We start from the raw sequence: 16,204 nt of genomic DNA on the forward strand, positions 1-16,204 counted from the left end.
TAATAGTACTGTTATGGATAAAATGGAAAGCAGGAGCGATAATTTGCTTAAGCTTTAACTATAGAGGTGAAATGCAATGTTCGATCGATTGCAAGCGGTGGAAGATCGCTATGAGAAGTTGAATGAGCTTTTAAGCGATCCCGAAATTATTAATGATACAAAAAAATTAAGAGATTATTCAAAAGAACAATCAGATATTCAAGAAACTGTTGCTGTGTATCGTGAATATAAAGAAGTCCTACAACAGTTTAAAGATGCAAAAGCAATGCTTGAAGAAAAATTAGATGCTGAAATGAAAGAAATGGTAAAAGAAGAAATCAATGAATTAGAAGAACAAATTGAAAACTACGAAGAACGATTAAAAATTCTCCTTTTACCGAAAGACCCGAATGATGATAAAAACGTTATCATGGAAATCCGCGGTGCTGCAGGAGGGGATGAAGCAGCATTATTTGCAGGAGATTTATACCGTATGTACAGCCGCTTTGCCGAAGCACAAGGCTGGAAAACTGAAGTAATCGAGGCGAGTACGACAGGTGTTGGTGGGTATAAAGAGATTATCTTTATGATCAACGGGAAAGGAGCCTTTTCAAAATTAAAATTTGAAAATGGTGCCCATCGTGTTCAACGTGTTCCGGAAACAGAATCTGGTGGCCGTATCCACACATCAACAGCAACAGTAGCAGTTCTTCCAGAAGCAGAGGAAGTTGAAGTAGAAATTCATGAAAAAGATATCCGTGTTGATACCTTTGCATCAAGCGGACCAGGTGGGCAAAGTGTAAACACGACGATGTCGGCTGTTCGTTTAACACATATTCCAACAGGAACTGTCGTGTCCTGCCAAGATGAAAAGTCACAAATTAAGAATAAAGAAAAAGCGATGAAGGTTTTACGTGCACGTGTATATGATAAGTTCCAACAAGAAGCACAAGCAGAGTATGATGCGAATCGTAAATCTGCAGTTGGAACAGGGGATCGTTCCGAACGTATTCGTACTTATAATTTCCCGCAAAACCGTGTGACCGACCATCGTATCGGTTTAACGATACAAAAGCTTGATCAAATTCTTCAAGGAAAAATAGATGAAATTATTGATGCGTTAATTTTAGAAGATCAATCCCATAAACTTGAAAGTGTGAATGATTAATGGTTCAAACCGAAAAAATATTTGAAGCTCTTAACTGGGCTTCTTCTTTTTTACAAAAAAATAACCGAGATGCAAATGCAGGTGAACTGTTGCTTCGCCATTTCCTAGGGATGACGCGGTCACAATTGCTGGCAAATATGCATGAGGTTCTTTCACAACAAATTCAAGAAACGTTTCAACAGGCAGTATTCGCTCATGCTGAAGGTATTCCAATTCAGCATATTATCGGTTTTGAAGAGTTTTTTGGAAGGAAATTTATTGTGAATTCTAATGTATTAATTCCGAGGCCTGAAACAGAGGAGCTAGTTTTAGGGGCTATTAATCGGATAAAACAGACCTACTCTTCTAATTTAGAAGGATTAAAGCTAGTCGATATTGGTACGGGGAGTGGTATTATCGCCATTACAATGAAACTTGAATGTCCCGATCTGACGGTTTCAGCTGTTGATATATCGAAAGAAGCACTATCTATTGCAGAAAAAAACGCCAAGAATTTAGAGGCAGATATTCATTTTTTACAGGGTGATTTACTTCAGCCACTCATAGCGAGTCAGGAAAAAGTAGATATTATTCTATCCAATCCACCTTATATTCCTGATCGAGAACTCGATATACTATCAGAAGTGGTGAAGGACCATGAACCACATCAAGCATTATTTGGCGGAGAGGACGGGCTTGACTATTATCGAAGACTGATGGAACAAATTCCACAAATAATTAACAATGAAGCAATAATCGGCTTTGAAATTGGTATGGGACAAGGTGAGCAAGTAGCGGAGTTACTAAATAATACATTCCCAGAAAGTCGTACTGAAATTGTTCATGACATCAATGGCAAAGACCGAATGGTTTTCTGCGAAATAGGTTAATGAAAAACAAGCTTGGGTGATTATGGATTAGGTTATGCACCCCAAAATGATAAATAGACGGAAAAATTCCGCTTATTTTATTTTCGCTGTTTACCTGTTTTTTAATTTTTTTAAGTTTACTAGTTTAAGATTTCTCTTTCTTGTCCAAACTGTGTTAGTGAAGGGATGGGGAGAGGAAATGAATAAAAAATATTATCCATTAGTTTATATTATTATCTTATCGATTGGAACGATCTTAAGTTTATATATACCGAAACAGGAAATTGCTGCAGAGGAAGCGATTGTCATTCCGAAAGAGGCGGTTCGTCTGAGGATCCTGGCAAATAGTGATAATCAAGAAGACCAAGCATTAAAAAGGAAAATTCGAGATAAAGTAAATCAAGAGATTACGAAATGGGTAGAGAAATTAGATTCAATTGATGATGCTAGAAAAGTGATTAAATCCCATTTACCGGATATCAAAAAGATTGCATTAAAAGTAGTTCAAGAAGAAAATAGTAAGCAATTGGTAAAGGTAGAATTCGGTCAAGTTCAATTCCCGACTAAGCTTTATGGACAATTTTTATACCCGGCGGGTGAGTACGAGGCGGTTTTAATTACTTTAGGTAAAGGGGAGGGAGCCAATTGGTGGTGTGTTCTCTATCCTCCGCTTTGCTTCATGGATTTCTCAAATGGTGTCGCGGTAAGTCCCGGATTTGATGAAAAGAAAGAAAAAGAGACGGAACCAGTGATAGAGAAAAAGGAAAGCAAATCGACGACAAAAGAAAAATCAGAACGTGAAATCAAAGATGAAACAGAAAAAGAAACTACAAAGGAAGCAAAGAAACCCCTTTATGTAAAAGAGGAAGATGACCAAGCAAAAGTAAAATTCTTTATCGTCGAGCTTTTTCAGAAAATCTTTTAAAAAGAAGTCAATATCGGCTTCTTTTTTTGTTCTATTTTTTTGTTTCTATCATAAGGATTATAGTGGAAAGTTTAGTAGAGTCTATCAAAAATAATGAATGGTAGGGGATGATCGCATGCAGGTTATTCGAGTGGCGACACATAAAGATGTAGAAAAGGTAAAGAGTTTTCTTAATGAAGTGGGGATAAGTACTGAAGGAGTAGAAAAGCTAATCGAATATTTTATAGTCATTGAGGATATTGATGGCAATTTAAAAGCCACATTAGGAATTGAACCTCTCAATAACATTGGCATTCTCCGTTCAATGGTCATCCATCCGGCTATAAAGGAAGAGGATTTATTCACAATCTTTCAACATGTGTATAAATTAGCGTCAAATAAAAAATTATCCACACTATATTTAACGACAAATAAAGAAAAGTCAATTCCGTTATTTCGAATGGCTGGTTTTGAAAAGATAGAAAGGACTCATCTTCCAAAGGAATTTGGAAATTCGCGATATGGCAAGCATTTATTAAACTATCAACAAGTAATTTTTATGGAAAAAGTAATGTAAAAGATATTCACATTTTCCCCAGAAGTTATCCACCGTTTAATTATAATTATCCACATATTGTGGATATGCTTGTGTTTACTTCTACTTTTTAATATACTTTCAAAAGAGAAAAAATGTTGGTGTTCGTTGTTATCGGGTTAAAAAAGGATAATATAAGTCTTTATTCGACAAAACTCTACTTTAACGAATGAATTTCAACAAAAAAGAAAAAAGGTGGAAGCTATGAAGACAATTCAGTGGAGTGTGGATAATTATGTGGATAATTTATCGGGTAATCCACAGCTAGAAGAAGCAGCGGAGCTATTAAGGCAAAATGAAGTGGTTGCCTTTCCGACAGAAACGGTTTATGGGCTAGGTGCAAATGCAAAATCCGATATAGCCGTTGCAAAAATATATGAAGCAAAGGGAAGACCAAGTGATAATCCACTAATTGTCCACATTGCTGAAATAAATCAATTAGAAGAACTTGTGACAAATATATCCGAACAAGCCCAATTGCTTATTCAACAATTTTGGCCAGGTCCTTTAACAATTATATTTAATTGTAGACCGGGTATCTTTTCGGAGAAAGTGACAGCTGGGATGGATACAGTAGGAATAAGGATGCCGGATCATCCACTAGCACTTGAATTAATTCGATTAACTAAACTTCCAATTGCAGCACCGAGTGCCAATCGTTCCGGAAGACCAAGTCCGACAACAGCACGACATGTTTTAGACGATTTGAATGGCAGGATTGCCGGAGTTGTGGACGGTGGATATACAGGTGTGGGAGTAGAATCAACAGTAATTGATTGTACAGGTGATATACCGATGATTCTTCGTCCGGGCGGCTTATCAAAAGAACAAATGGAAATGGTAATTGGTGAAGTGCTCGTTGATCCGGCTTTAAATAGTGATACAAATGATCGTCCGAAATCCCCGGGCATGAAATACACTCATTATGCACCGGATGCACCAGTGTATTTAGTCGATGGAACTTTTGCTTATATCCAGGAATTGGTGAGCAATAAACAAAAAGAGGGGTTAAAAGTAGGGGTAATAGCGACAGAGGAAACAAAAAAGGACTATCGTGCGGATGTTGTAATTGCTTGCGGAAGCCGTCAGGACTTAAAAACGGTAGCACACACTCTTTATGACACTTTACGTGCATTTAATAATCAAGATGTCGATATAATATTTTCAGAAACTTTTCCAATAGAGGGAATAGGCCTTGCTATTATGAATCGATTGGAAAAAGCAGCGGGACATCGCTGGGTTCGTCAAAATAAGGTGGATTAAATCTCTTTTCTTGACCAAAATCTTGCAAAATAAAATTCTATTCTTCTTTGGACATGCATATGTTGTCAGTAGGCACGTCCGAAGGAGGAAAAAGAATGATGGCAATCATCGCAGAATTAATTACATTAATGTTAATGGCATTTGCCTTAGGTATGGATGCTTTTTCAATTGGACTTGGTATGGGGATGATTAAGCTTAGATACAGGCAAATTTTTTATATTGGTTTAACGATAGGAATCTTTCATGTTGTCATGCCATTATTAGGAATATTAACTGGACATTTTATATCTGACGCATTTGGAACAATTGCTCAATATATTGGTGGAATCCTCCTAATTGTTTTAGGCCTACAAATGGTTTTTTCCACCCTTAAAAAGGAAGAAAAAACAATCATTAAACCATATGGTTGGGGATTAATATTTTTTGCCTTAAGCTCTAGTTTAGATAGCTTTTCAGTGGGGCTCTCACTTGGAATTTTGGGGGCTCGCACAGCAGCTGTACTGCTCTGCTTTGGAATTGCAGCAACAGTATTGACTTGGGCGGGCTTAATTATAGGAAGAAAGTTTCAAGGATATATTGGGGCGTATAGTGAAGCCTTAGGTGGTTGCGTATTATTGGGATTTGGTATAAAGCTACTAGTAGCTCTATAAAAATGAAAGAATAATGGGAAATTTAAAGACAAGCAATCAATTCTTTGATTGCTTGTCTTTAAATTTTCACTTATTTTAACAAAGCCTACTATTGAAATAGGGTCTTTTAGACTATAATAATGGTAGAATAATTAGAATCGTTAATTGTTGAAGGGAAGGATATCATTGAATATATTATTCGTCTGTACTGGAAATACGTGTCGTAGCCCGATGGCTGAGGCAATTTTAAAAAATAAAAAGCTGCAAAACATATCCGTTAAATCTGCGGGGATATTTGCCGTCGATGGTCACAATGCTTCACAACAAGCAATGGTTGTTCTTGAAGAAAACAATATTGAACATTCTCACACATCAAAAATGTTGACAGAAGAGGATATCCAATGGGCGACGCTGATCCTGACGATGACAGAGAGTCATAAATCTTCAATCATCGAATCCTATCCATTTGCTAAAGAAAAAACATTTACATTGAAGGAATTTGTAAATGGAAAAGGCGATAATATCGACGTCGGAGATCCTTTTGGGGGAAGTGTAGAAATGTATAGAACAACATTTCTTGAATTATCCGATCTAATAGAAAAAGCGATAGAAAAAATAAAATAGATCAACAACATAGGGGAGAGTCGAAACATGAAAAAGCGGTATAAGTTTGGTCTGCGGAAAAAATTAGTGCTGTTTGTTACACTGTTAGCTCTAGTCACTTATTCAACGAGTTTCTTTTTTATTAGTATTGTTCATTCAAAATTTGCAGCAAATGTAGATGAATCGTTGTTTAATAGTATTACACTTTTATTAGGAATATTTTGGACAGGCCTATTAGCTTATTTTGTTGCAGGGGTTATCACTAAGCCGTTACAACGTTTAGAGCGCGCAGCAATAGATGCAAGTAGAGGAAACATTCAGTTAGATGTGGAATTGCCAAAGTCAGATGATGAAATACGCTCACTCGGTATGGCGTTTAATCAGATGTTAGCGAATTTACGTGTGATGGTACATAGTATAGAAGAAAATTTCCAACAAACAAATGGAAACGTCATCTTAATTTCCGAAAAGACGACAAGAGCAACAGAACAAGCGGAAAGTATTGCACATACGATTGATGAAATATCTGCAGGGGCAGAAAGCTCAGCTATCGCAATTCAATCAACAGCTGAATCTGTTGAAGATATTATTCAAATTGCCTATAAAGTACAAGAAAATGCAAAATCCTCAGAGCAGGTTTCAGTAGAAATGGTTAAAGAATTGCAAGAAAGTAAAGAAGTCGTTAGTTCGCTGATCCAAGGTATTGATAAATTGGCGAAGGAAAATCAAGAATCATTACAAGTTGTCCTTGATTTAGAGGAAAACGCTAAAAAAGTGGAGCAAATTATCTTATTAGTCGGAGATATTGCAGCGCAAACGAACTTACTTGCTCTTAATGCTTCTATTGAAGCGGCACGTGCAGGTGAACATGGTAAAGGGTTTGCGGTTGTAGCAGAAGAAGTACGTAAATTAGCCGATGAAAGTGCAAAAGCAGTACAAGGAATATCCGAATTAATTCAAAATATTCAACACGGTGTAGATAGTGTCGTCAAACAAATTACAGATCAAGTATCAACGGCAAACTATGAAGCATCAAAAGGTGCAAAAACAAATGAAGTGATTGAAACGATGACGAATACGATCCATGTTGTTGCCGATAAAGTAAAGAGCATCTCAACTCTTGTGGACAAACAGATGGAAAGTGTCGAGCTAGCGTCTAGACAATCTCAAGAAGTCGCAGCGATCGCTGAAGAAACATCTGCAGGTGCCGAAGAAGTAACGGATGCAACAAATGGGCAAGTAGCTGTAATGGAAAATGTAGAGCAACTTGTTTGTCAGTTAAAAGATGATGCTGACAAGTTGAAAGCAACAATCTCTCAATTTCAATTATAAGACAACCAAGGCGCTTTTCGCTTTTCTTATATGGATTACTTTATAAATTTAGTACTATGTGTAAAAATAAAGGTAGGAAATAAGAAAATGGGGGTATAAAAATGAAAGTAGCATTGGCATCCGATCATGGCGGCGTTCATATTCGCAAAGAAATTCGCAATTTATTAGAGGAAATGGGAATCGAATATCAAGATTTTGGCTGTAATTGTGAAAGTTCAGTTGATTACCCTGACTATGCTCTCCCTGTTGCGCAAAAAGTGGCAAATGGCGAATTTGACCGTGGAATCCTCATTTGTGGTACAGGAATTGGAATGAGTATTTCTGCAAATAAGGTGAAAGGAATTCGTTGTGCTCTCGTTCACGATGTATTTAGTGCAAAAGCAACCCGTCAGCATAACGATACAAATATGCTAGCGATGGGTGAAAGAGTCATTGGTCCTGGACTTGCATTAGAAATTGCAAAAGTGTGGTTAACAACGGAATTCGAAGGTGGAAGACATGCACGTCGAATTGAAAAATTAACGAATTACGAAGAACAGAATTTGTAATAAATGGTTCATTATACGATAAGTTAGGTGATTGGATTGACTACAGATCTATTACTTTGGAAAGAACAGTTGAAGGAAATAATTAATGACTTTTCCTCCCAAGTTACGTTTAAACAAGGCCAAATTCTAGTTATTGGATGTTCTACATCTGAAGTGATTGGCGAAAAAATTGGGACAGCAGGAAGTGAGGAAGTAGCATCCGTCATATTTGATGAGTTAACTGCCTTTGCACGTAACCATGGGATTCATTTAGCTTTTCAATGCTGTGAACATTTAAACAGAAGTTTAGTAATAGAAAGAGAACTCATGAATCGTCATGAATGGGAGGAAGTTTCCGTCATACCTGTAAGGGCGGCCGGTGGTGCCATGGCGACCTATGCTTATCACCATTTTCAAGATCCTGTCGTGATCGAGTTTATTAAAGCAGATGCGGGTATCGACATTGGTAATACATTTATCGGGATGCATCTAAAACATGTTGCCGTACCAATTAGAGTCAAAAATCATACACTTGGTTCTGCCAATGTTACTCTAGCAAAAACACGACCAAAATTAATTGGCGGGGCTAGAGCCGTTTATGAAAATCAGATGAACGAAAATCAAGAATCCTGCTAAATAATCAGGATTCTTTTTTTGTTCATCATTAAGATGGTTATCACTCAGTAAGCAAAAATTATCAGAAAAAAGTTAAGTATTAGACTTGCCTGTAAGAAAACTATGTTAAAATAAGAAGGTATTTGACTAATTGTTGACGCAGGAGGGGACATAAATGAGTAAGATAGCTGGACAAGATAAAGAAGTATATCAAGCGATTCAAGATGAACTGAAACGCCAACGGACGAAAATTGAATTGATTGCTTCTGAGAATTTTGTAAGTGAAGCTGTAATGGAAGCACAAGGGTCTGTTTTAACGAATAAATATGCAGAAGGATATCCGGGTCGCAGGTACTACGGCGGATGTGAATATGTAGATGTAGTTGAAAATCTTGCTCGTGAACGTGCTAAGCAAATATTTGGTGCAGAACACGCCAATGTTCAACCACATTCAGGTGCTCAGGCAAATATGGCTGTTTATTTTACAGTTCTTGAGCCAGGTGATACCGTTTTAGGTATGAATCTTTCCCATGGAGGCCATTTAACACATGGTAGTCCAGTTAACTTTAGTGGTGTACAGTATAATTTTGTGGAGTATGGTGTAGATGAACATAGCCACACGATCGATTATGAAGACGTATTAAATAAAGCTCGTGAACATAAACCAAAACTGATTGTGGCGGGTGCTAGTGCCTACCCAAGAGTAATAGATTTCAAAAAGTTTCGTGAAATAGCTGATGAAGTTGGAGCGTATCTGATGGTAGATATGGCTCATATTGCTGGATTGGTTGCTTCTGGATTACATCCAAGCCCAGTTCCATTTGCTGACTTTGTTACAACTACTACACATAAAACATTACGCGGCCCACGCGGCGGAATGATCTTGTGTAAAGAAGAATACGCGAAGAAAATTGATAAATCAATTTTTCCCGGAATTCAAGGCGGCCCACTAATGCATGTAATTGCTGCTAAAGCAGTCGCATTTGGGGAAGCTCTGGATGACAGCTTTAAAGAATATTCACAAAAAATCATTGACAATGCCAAACGTCTAGGTGAATCTTTGAAAAAAGAAGGGTTAAGTTTAGTATCCGACGGCACGGATAACCATTTATTATTGGTCGACCTCCGTTCATTAGGTTTAACTGGAAAAGTGGCTGAAAAAGTTCTTGATGATATCGGTATTACAGTAAATAAAAATACAATTCCATTTGATCCGGAGAGTCCATTTGTGACAAGTGGCATTCGTATCGGTACAGCTGCTGTTACTTCTCGCGGCTTTGGACTTGAAGAAATGGACGAAATTGCATCCATTATTGGAAACACATTGAAAAATCATGAAGATGATGAAAAACTAGCAGAAGCACGAACACGAGTATCAGCACTTACCAATAAGTTTCCATTGTACCAAGAAAAATAAATAATAAAGGGAGTTTATTCTAATTGGTCTAGCCTTGAGAATGAACTCCCTTTTCGTGTAGAATGAGATAGGTGAATTTGTAGTAGTAATAAATTTTTATATATTAAGGAGCGAAAAAAATGGGAAATGTTCATGTGATGGATCATCCGCTTATTCAGCATAAATTAACGTACATACGTGATAAAAACACTGGTACTAAAGAATTCCGTGAGTTAGTTGATGAAGTAGCAACACTTATGGTGTATGAAATTACACGTGATATGCCATTAGAAGATATCGAAATCGAAACACCTGTAAGTGTATCGAAGTCTAAAATATTATCGGGAAAGAAAATAGGAATTGTCCCTATTCTTCGTGCCGGAATTGGAATGGTCGATGGCGTGTTGAAGCTAATCCCTGCCGCAAAAGTAGGACATATTGGCTTGTATCGTGATCCGAAAACATTAAAACCTGTTGAATATTATGCAAAACTTCCAAATGATGTGGAAGAAAGAGACTTTATTGTCGTTGATCCGATGCTAGCAACAGGGGGATCGGCTGTCGAAGCAATTAATTCTTTGAAAAAACGTGGTGCGAAAAACATTAAATTTATGTGCCTTATTGCCGCTCCGGAAGGTGTGGAAGCACTGAAAGAAGCACATCCTGATATTGACATATACATTGCCGGATTAGATGAAAAATTAAATGAAAAAGGATACATTGTTCCTGGTCTAGGTGATGCGGGGGATCGTTTATTCGGAACGAAATAAATGGATACTTAGAGGGAGAGAGGACATGAAAAGACCAATAAAAGTAATGACTATTTTTGGAACGAGGCCGGAAGCGATTAAAATGGCCCCTTTAGTTCTTGAACTACAAAAGTATCCCGAAAGTATTGAACCGATTGTTACGGTAACTGCTCAGCACCGCCAAATGTTAGACCAAGTTTTAGATATTTTTCATATTCAACCACATTATGATTTAAATATGATGAAAGATCGCCAATCATTAATAGATATCACAACTAAAGGTTTAGAAGGTCTAGACCATGTAATGAAAGAGGCTAAGCCTGACATTGTTCTAGTACATGGTGATACGACGACAACTTTTGTTGCCAGTCTAGCCGCTTATTATAACAAAATAGTTGTAGGTCATGTGGAAGCCGGGCTACGAACTTGGAACAAATACTCGCCATATCCTGAAGAAATGAATCGTCAATTGACAGGGGTTTTAGCTGACCTTCATTTTGCTCCAACTGAGAAAGCATCTAATAACTTATTAGCTGAGAATAAAAATAAAGACAGTATCTTTATTACCGGAAATACCGCAATAGATGCATTAAAAACGACTGTTAAAAGTGAATACGAACATAAGATTTTAGGGAAACTTGGAGACGATAAACTAATCCTGCTTACTGCACATCGTCGGGAAAATCTCGGGGAACCGATGAGAAATATGTTTCGGGCAGTAAAGCGAATAGTTGATGAACATCCGAAAGTTCAAGTAGTCTATCCCGTTCACTTAAATCCTGCTGTTCGAGATATTGCCAATGAAGTTTTAGGAGGCAATCCTCGTATTCATCTTATCGAACCGCTAGACGTTATTGATTTCCATAACTTTGCCAGTCATGCTTATCTCATTTTGACTGATTCGGGGGGGGTGCAGGAAGAAGCACCATCACTTGGTGTTCCTGTTCTTGTGCTTCGCGATACAACTGAACGTCCGGAAGGAATTGAAGCGGGTACTCTTAAGTTAGCAGGAGTCGAGGAGGAAACAATCTATCAACTTGCTACAGAATTATTAACAAATAAAGAATCCTACGAGAAAATGGCTAAGGCTGCCAATCCATATGGTGATGGACAAGCATCTAAACGTATTGTAGAAGCCATTCAATACTATTTTAAAAATATTAATGAAAAACCGAAACCATATAAACCACTTTAAAACAAGGCGGAGTAATCCGACTTGTTTTTTAATGCTCTTGCTGCATAACCTTACCCTTTCGTGAAAAGCTAATAAAAAAGTAATAAGGAGGGTTTCCTCTAGTGAAACGGCAGCAATTACTTATTGGACTCTTGTTTTTTTTGACTTTCTCGCCAAGTATTTCGGCTAAGGCTTGGAACATACCTTCACTTCCACCACCTTCCCCTTTAGAAAAAGTAGTTATGATTTTTGCAACAAAAGGAACACCTAACAAGGTAGAAATAGAGAATTATATAAAAAAATATCCTTCAATCAAACTTAGGTATCTTTTTTCCGAAACGTTTAATGGATTTTCCGTTGTCGGCTCAAGACAAGACTTACTCAAATTATCACAAATGTATCGCAAAATCTCGGCTACTTATGATAACCAATCCTACAGTGTAGAAAAGCTAAATCCGTCTGCATTATCTTTAATTGGGGCGGAAAAAGCACAAAATTACTATGATTCCAAAGGTAATCGTCTGACAGGGAAGGGAATTAAAGTAGGGGTCATTGATACTGGGATTGATTATACCCATCCGGATTTAAGGTCCAATTATAGTGGTGGCTACGATCTAGTTGATGAGGATAATAATCCGCTTGAGACACAGATCCATGAAGGTGAACCAACCATTCACGGGACACATGTGGCCGGCATAATCGGTGCAAACGGAAGGATGAAAGGGGTTGCACCGGATGTAAAGATCTACGCGTATCGAGCATTAGGAGCGGGTGGTAAAGGCACTACCGAGCAAATATTGGCGGCAATTGAAAGAACAGTGAAAAGTAAACTTGATATCATTAATCTTTCTTTAGGGTCAGATGTTAATGGTCCGGATTTACCTATTAGCATTGCATTAAATAAGGCAGTTGAAAAAGGGATCGTGGCCGTTACATCCAACGGGAATTCAGGTCCAAATCTATGGACGGTAGGAACTCCGGGGACATCTTCAAAAGCCATTTCAGTTGGAGCCTCAACCCCTGTGCTGAAAGTACCTTATTTGTCAGCTGTTCAATTAAAAAGTCCAATCAAACTAGTCCCTTTTGTAGGAAGCGTAAAATGGAACTTAAACCATACGTATCCAGTTCAATACGTCGGAATTGGAAAAAAGAAAGATATGAAAAATGTAGCTGGTAAAATCGCACTTATAAAACGCGGAGAGATAGAGTTCTCAAAAAAAGTAAAAAATGCAGAAGCCGCAGGTGCGGTTGGCGTGATTATTTTTAATAATACGAAAGGACCGTTCGTAGGGAAAATTGATGGTGAAATCGATATCCCTGCAGTTTCGATATCCATGGTTGATGGGGAAAGTTTAATCCCCAAAAAATCTCCTATTTTGGCTTCAACCATTTATAAAGTGGAAAAAGACCTTCTTGCCGATTTTAGCTCAAGAGGTCCCGTAACAGTAAATTGGTCAATAAAACCTGATATTACGGCCCCTGGTGTGGCAATTAAAAGTACGATTCCCGATAAAAGGTATATTGAATTACAAGGGACGAGTATGTCAGCACCATATATTGCCGGTGCGGCTGCTTTAATAAAACAAGCTCACCCGGAGTGGGGGCCTGCCGAAATTAAATCTTCCATTATGAACACGGCAACAATCCTCCACGATGAAAAGGGAAATCGGTATAAAGTTTATGAACAAGGAGCGGGAAGAATTAATATTGATCAAGCGATACATACCGAAACATTAGTTTCACCAAGTAGTCTATCGTTTGGGATACTTACAAAACAATTTGACGAAAACAAAAAGCAAGTAACAATAACAAATATAAGTAATCAAACAAAGCATTATCATTTTAAACTTTTAAAGTATGATGAAAATATAGATTGGAAACTTCCGCTGCCATTTACGTTAAAACCCGGAGAGAAAAGAACCTTGTCAATATCCGCTTTTATTAAAAGAAGCTTCCATACTAATAAAGAAATGATTGATGGATATCTTTCATTGATTGAAAAAGACAAAAGTATTGATCTTCCTTTTCTATTTATAAAAAAGGAACCGAGTTTTCCGAGGTTGATGGGCTTTTCAATAGTGCCCGGAGATTCACCGGAAACTTTCCGTTATGAAGTTTATTTACCGATGGGTGCAGAAGAGTTTGGTATCGCATTATTTGAAGAAGATACATTAAAATTTATAGGATTTCTTGAAGAAAGGAAGAAAGTAGGACCAGGTTTAAAAGAAAACCAAATTGAATTTAAAGCCCCTAAATATTTGAACAAAGTAGTAGCGGTAGCTTTTGCGCGTAACAATGGGCAAGAGGACATCCAAGAACATTCGCTAAAATTATTGCAAAATGATAATGGAAAAAAATAAATGTGGTGCGCGATAAATAAAATAGATAAAATAGTAGACGTAAATAATAAATAGTTTGATATAAAATTTATAAATTTTCGAAAAACAAATTATTTATAAAATTTGATGATTTTGTGACAATTTTAGTGTGGATGGTTGAGATAGTGCGGTTTTTCACAGAAACCAATTGACATTGATAATACCCTATTGTATGCTAACAGAGGGTGTTGAATGATAGGGTTTTCAGTATGCTTTCACAATGAAAAACCTCTTGTCCATTCATCTTATGCAAGGTGAGAATTGAAGTATGCTAGGTACGCAAAAATGTAGTTAGTCATAAAAACTTAACCAGTGTTTTAGAAATACTTGGCTGTAGTTGAGTAGATCCTCATTTTAATACTGAACCACTAATTTTTTCATCGGACTACTCCTTGACTATTACTAGTAAATAATAGTCTTGCTTCATACAGTCCGACATTTCTTTTCGGGAGAGATTTGAAAGACATGCCGGAACTCCAACTAATGTTTAATAGGCACCGCAAGTATATGCTGTATCTTTTATCCCTTTATGTTTTAGGTTGGGGATTTACCCAATATCAATCTGTCTTTTTAGGTTTGATTCTTGGTACTTCAATTAGCTTATATAATCATTGGCTCATGGTAAGAAGAACGAAACGTTTTGGTGAAGCAATAGAAACTGGGAAAAGCTTTCGATCGTTCGGTACTGTCACGAGAATGATAGCGGCGGTCCTAGCAGTTATGATTGCTACGAAGTATCCTGAGTATTTTAATTTCTTATGTGTTATTTTGGGATTAGTGACATCTTATGTTGTCATTATGATAGATTTTATTATTCATCATATTATACAATCACATAAATAGCAGGAAGAGAGGTGAATTTGATTGGAACACGGAGCGCCGTTATGGGAATTTATGGGGCTTACCTTTAACTTGGCAAACGTGCTAATGATTACTGTTGCTTCATTAATAGTATTTATTATCGCGTTACTATCTACAAGAAAATTAGCGATGAAACCTACAGGTATGCAGAACTTCTTTGAGTGGATTATGGACTTTGTTAAAGGAATTATTAAGAGTAACATGGATTGGAAAACAGGTGGTGCCTTTCACGTTTTAGGCATAACGATTATTATGTACATTTTTGTTTCCAATATGTTAGGTCTTCCATTTTCAGTAGTTATAAAAGGAGACTTATGGTGGAAATCACCTACTGCCGACCCTACGATCGCACTAACTTTAGCGATAATGATTGTTGGATTAACTCATTTTTATGGTGTTAGACAAAAAGGGTTTGGTGGATATTTAAAAGGCTTTAAAGAGCCGTTTGCGTTTATGGTTCCTTTCAAAATTATTGAGGAATTTTCAAACACTTTAACATTAGGTCTCCGTCTTTACGGAAACATCTATGCAGGTGAAATTTTACTTTCACTTTTAGCTGGTGGTCTTGCAATGTCAGGTCCCGGCGGTTGGATTGGAGCTATCATTCCAACGCTTGCATGGCAAGGATTCTCAGTCTTTGTAGGGACAATTCAAGCATTTATTTTTACTATGTTAACAATGGTGTATATGGCACACAAAGTGAGTCAGGACCATTAATATAATATTCGTCCAATAGGACAAAAACTATTTTTATAAAAAATTTTTTTATACATTTAAAGGAGGAACTTTATAATGAGTTTGGGTGTAATCGCAGCAGCAATTGCTATCGGTTTAGGTGCACTTGGTGCAGGTATTGGTAACGGTCTTATTGTATCTCGTACAGTTGAGGGGATTGCTCGTCAACCAGAAGCACGTGGTATGCTTCAAACAACTATGTTTATCGGGGTTGCGTTAGTAGAAGCCCTACCGATTATCGCAGCGGTAATCGCGTTCATGGTTGTTAATAAATAGTTTTAGCATTCAAAATGGCGAAGATCATCTGATAGAACCTTCGCCATTGCTTTATGTTACGACAAGCGAAAAGTCTATGGATTTTACTTATGGGTAACAAGTGAAATCAGTATATTTTACTAAAGATTAAAAGAGATTGTTTATATAAAACCTGTTTTAGGTATTGACTCTT

At 37.2% G+C, this 16,204-nt stretch carries 17 protein-coding genes; all 17 read left to right on the forward strand.

Annotated features, from left to right (window positions below):
• The first annotated feature begins 76 nt into the window (after window positions 1–76).
• Window positions 77–1,147 carry a peptide chain release factor 1 gene (gene prfA / locus B5V89_RS11840; protein ID WP_066235102.1) on the forward strand — a complete coding sequence of 357 codons (1,071 nt, stop codon included), beginning with the start codon at window positions 77–79 and terminating at the stop codon, window positions 1,145–1,147.
• A complete protein-coding gene (prmC, locus tag B5V89_RS11845; RefSeq protein ID WP_066235097.1) occupies window positions 1,147–2,016 on the forward strand; it encodes a peptide chain release factor N(5)-glutamine methyltransferase in 870 nt (289 codons plus the stop codon). Before prfA ends, prmC begins: the two co-directional genes overlap by 1 nt.
• A gap of 178 nt (window positions 2,017–2,194) precedes the next feature.
• Entirely contained in the window at window positions 2,195–2,920 is a 726-nt protein-coding gene (spoIIR, locus tag B5V89_RS11850; RefSeq protein WP_108072181.1) for a stage II sporulation protein R, read from the forward strand.
• 115 nt (window positions 2,921–3,035) lie between these two features.
• Window positions 3,036–3,476 (forward strand): GNAT family N-acetyltransferase, encoded by a 441-nt coding sequence (locus B5V89_RS11855; protein WP_108072182.1) that lies wholly within the window; start codon window positions 3,036–3,038, stop codon window positions 3,474–3,476.
• A gap of 222 nt (window positions 3,477–3,698) precedes the next feature.
• Entirely contained in the window at window positions 3,699–4,757 is a 1,059-nt protein-coding gene (locus tag B5V89_RS11860) for an L-threonylcarbamoyladenylate synthase (RefSeq protein ID WP_108072184.1), read from the forward strand.
• Between the two features lie 98 nt (window positions 4,758–4,855).
• A complete protein-coding gene (locus tag B5V89_RS11865; RefSeq protein WP_066233613.1) occupies window positions 4,856–5,407 on the forward strand; it encodes a manganese efflux pump MntP in 552 nt (183 codons plus the stop codon).
• A gap of 159 nt (window positions 5,408–5,566) precedes the next feature.
• Complete coding sequence (locus B5V89_RS11870; RefSeq protein ID WP_084347762.1) at window positions 5,567–6,010, forward strand: low molecular weight protein arginine phosphatase; 444 nt, start codon at window positions 5,567–5,569, stop codon at window positions 6,008–6,010.
• Between the two features lie 27 nt (window positions 6,011–6,037).
• Window positions 6,038–7,321 carry a methyl-accepting chemotaxis protein gene (locus tag B5V89_RS11875; RefSeq protein ID WP_108072185.1) on the forward strand — a complete coding sequence of 428 codons (1,284 nt, stop codon included), beginning with the start codon at window positions 6,038–6,040 and terminating at the stop codon, window positions 7,319–7,321.
• A gap of 101 nt (window positions 7,322–7,422) precedes the next feature.
• The gene (gene rpiB, locus B5V89_RS11880; protein ID WP_107920567.1) at window positions 7,423–7,869 is read left to right on the forward strand and encodes a ribose 5-phosphate isomerase B; all 447 of its coding nucleotides are present in this window, start codon (window positions 7,423–7,425) and stop codon (window positions 7,867–7,869) included.
• A gap of 36 nt (window positions 7,870–7,905) precedes the next feature.
• Window positions 7,906–8,484 (forward strand): TIGR01440 family protein, encoded by a 579-nt coding sequence (locus B5V89_RS11885; RefSeq protein ID WP_108072187.1) that lies wholly within the window; start codon window positions 7,906–7,908, stop codon window positions 8,482–8,484.
• A 154-nt stretch (window positions 8,485–8,638) separates the two neighbouring features.
• On the forward strand, window positions 8,639–9,880 hold the full coding sequence (gene glyA, locus B5V89_RS11890) for a serine hydroxymethyltransferase (protein ID WP_066231136.1): 1,242 nt from the start codon (window positions 8,639–8,641) through the stop codon (window positions 9,878–9,880).
• 119 nt (window positions 9,881–9,999) lie between these two features.
• The gene (upp, locus tag B5V89_RS11895; RefSeq protein ID WP_066231139.1) at window positions 10,000–10,629 is read left to right on the forward strand and encodes a uracil phosphoribosyltransferase; all 630 of its coding nucleotides are present in this window, start codon (window positions 10,000–10,002) and stop codon (window positions 10,627–10,629) included.
• Window positions 10,630–10,654: 25 nt separating this feature from the next.
• A complete protein-coding gene (gene wecB / locus B5V89_RS11900) occupies window positions 10,655–11,803 on the forward strand; it encodes a non-hydrolyzing UDP-N-acetylglucosamine 2-epimerase (protein WP_107920568.1) in 1,149 nt (382 codons plus the stop codon).
• Between the two features lie 101 nt (window positions 11,804–11,904).
• Window positions 11,905–14,142, forward strand: a complete 2,238-nt coding sequence (locus B5V89_RS11905; RefSeq protein WP_108072188.1) for a S8 family serine peptidase — start codon at window positions 11,905–11,907, stop codon at window positions 14,140–14,142.
• Window positions 14,143–14,625: 483 nt separating this feature from the next.
• Window positions 14,626–15,003 carry an ATP synthase subunit I gene (locus tag B5V89_RS11910; protein WP_066231150.1) on the forward strand — a complete coding sequence of 126 codons (378 nt, stop codon included), beginning with the start codon at window positions 14,626–14,628 and terminating at the stop codon, window positions 15,001–15,003.
• Window positions 15,004–15,024: 21 nt separating this feature from the next.
• Complete coding sequence (gene atpB / locus B5V89_RS11915; RefSeq protein ID WP_108072190.1) at window positions 15,025–15,738, forward strand: F0F1 ATP synthase subunit A; 714 nt, start codon at window positions 15,025–15,027, stop codon at window positions 15,736–15,738.
• A 75-nt stretch (window positions 15,739–15,813) separates the two neighbouring features.
• Window positions 15,814–16,032: a F0F1 ATP synthase subunit C gene (gene atpE, locus B5V89_RS11920; protein ID WP_058005271.1), complete on the forward strand. Its 219-nt coding sequence runs from the start codon at window positions 15,814–15,816 to the stop codon at window positions 16,030–16,032.
• The last annotated feature ends 172 nt before the right edge of the window (window positions 16,033–16,204 follow it).

It is taken from the genome of Heyndrickxia sporothermodurans, assembly GCF_003055045.1.
Classification (GTDB): domain Bacteria; phylum Bacillota; class Bacilli; order Bacillales; family Bacillaceae_C; genus Heyndrickxia; species Heyndrickxia sporothermodurans.

What these genes read in the sequence shown, in the direction of transcription:
- rpiB (WP_107920567.1), top strand. Translation starts at nt 7,423, where the DNA reads ATGAAAGTAGCATTGGCATCCGATCATGGCGGCGTTCATATTCGCAAA.
- prmC (WP_066235097.1), top strand. Translation starts at nt 1,147, where the DNA reads ATGGTTCAAACCGAAAAAATATTTGAAGCTCTTAACTGGGCTTCTTCT.
- B5V89_RS11875 (WP_108072185.1), top strand. Translation starts at nt 6,038, where the DNA reads ATGAAAAAGCGGTATAAGTTTGGTCTGCGGAAAAAATTAGTGCTGTTT.
- B5V89_RS11860 (WP_108072184.1), top strand. Translation starts at nt 3,699, where the DNA reads ATGAAGACAATTCAGTGGAGTGTGGATAATTATGTGGATAATTTATCG.
- atpE (WP_058005271.1), top strand. Translation starts at nt 15,814, where the DNA reads ATGAGTTTGGGTGTAATCGCAGCAGCAATTGCTATCGGTTTAGGTGCA.
- B5V89_RS11910 (WP_066231150.1), top strand. Translation starts at nt 14,626, where the DNA reads ATGCCGGAACTCCAACTAATGTTTAATAGGCACCGCAAGTATATGCTG.
- B5V89_RS11855 (WP_108072182.1), top strand. Translation starts at nt 3,036, where the DNA reads ATGCAGGTTATTCGAGTGGCGACACATAAAGATGTAGAAAAGGTAAAG.
- glyA (WP_066231136.1), top strand. Translation starts at nt 8,639, where the DNA reads ATGAGTAAGATAGCTGGACAAGATAAAGAAGTATATCAAGCGATTCAA.
- spoIIR (WP_108072181.1), top strand. Translation starts at nt 2,195, where the DNA reads ATGAATAAAAAATATTATCCATTAGTTTATATTATTATCTTATCGATT.
- upp (WP_066231139.1), top strand. Translation starts at nt 10,000, where the DNA reads ATGGGAAATGTTCATGTGATGGATCATCCGCTTATTCAGCATAAATTA.
- wecB (WP_107920568.1), top strand. Translation starts at nt 10,655, where the DNA reads ATGAAAAGACCAATAAAAGTAATGACTATTTTTGGAACGAGGCCGGAA.
- prfA (WP_066235102.1), top strand. Translation starts at nt 77, where the DNA reads ATGTTCGATCGATTGCAAGCGGTGGAAGATCGCTATGAGAAGTTGAAT.
- B5V89_RS11865 (WP_066233613.1), top strand. Translation starts at nt 4,856, where the DNA reads ATGGCAATCATCGCAGAATTAATTACATTAATGTTAATGGCATTTGCC.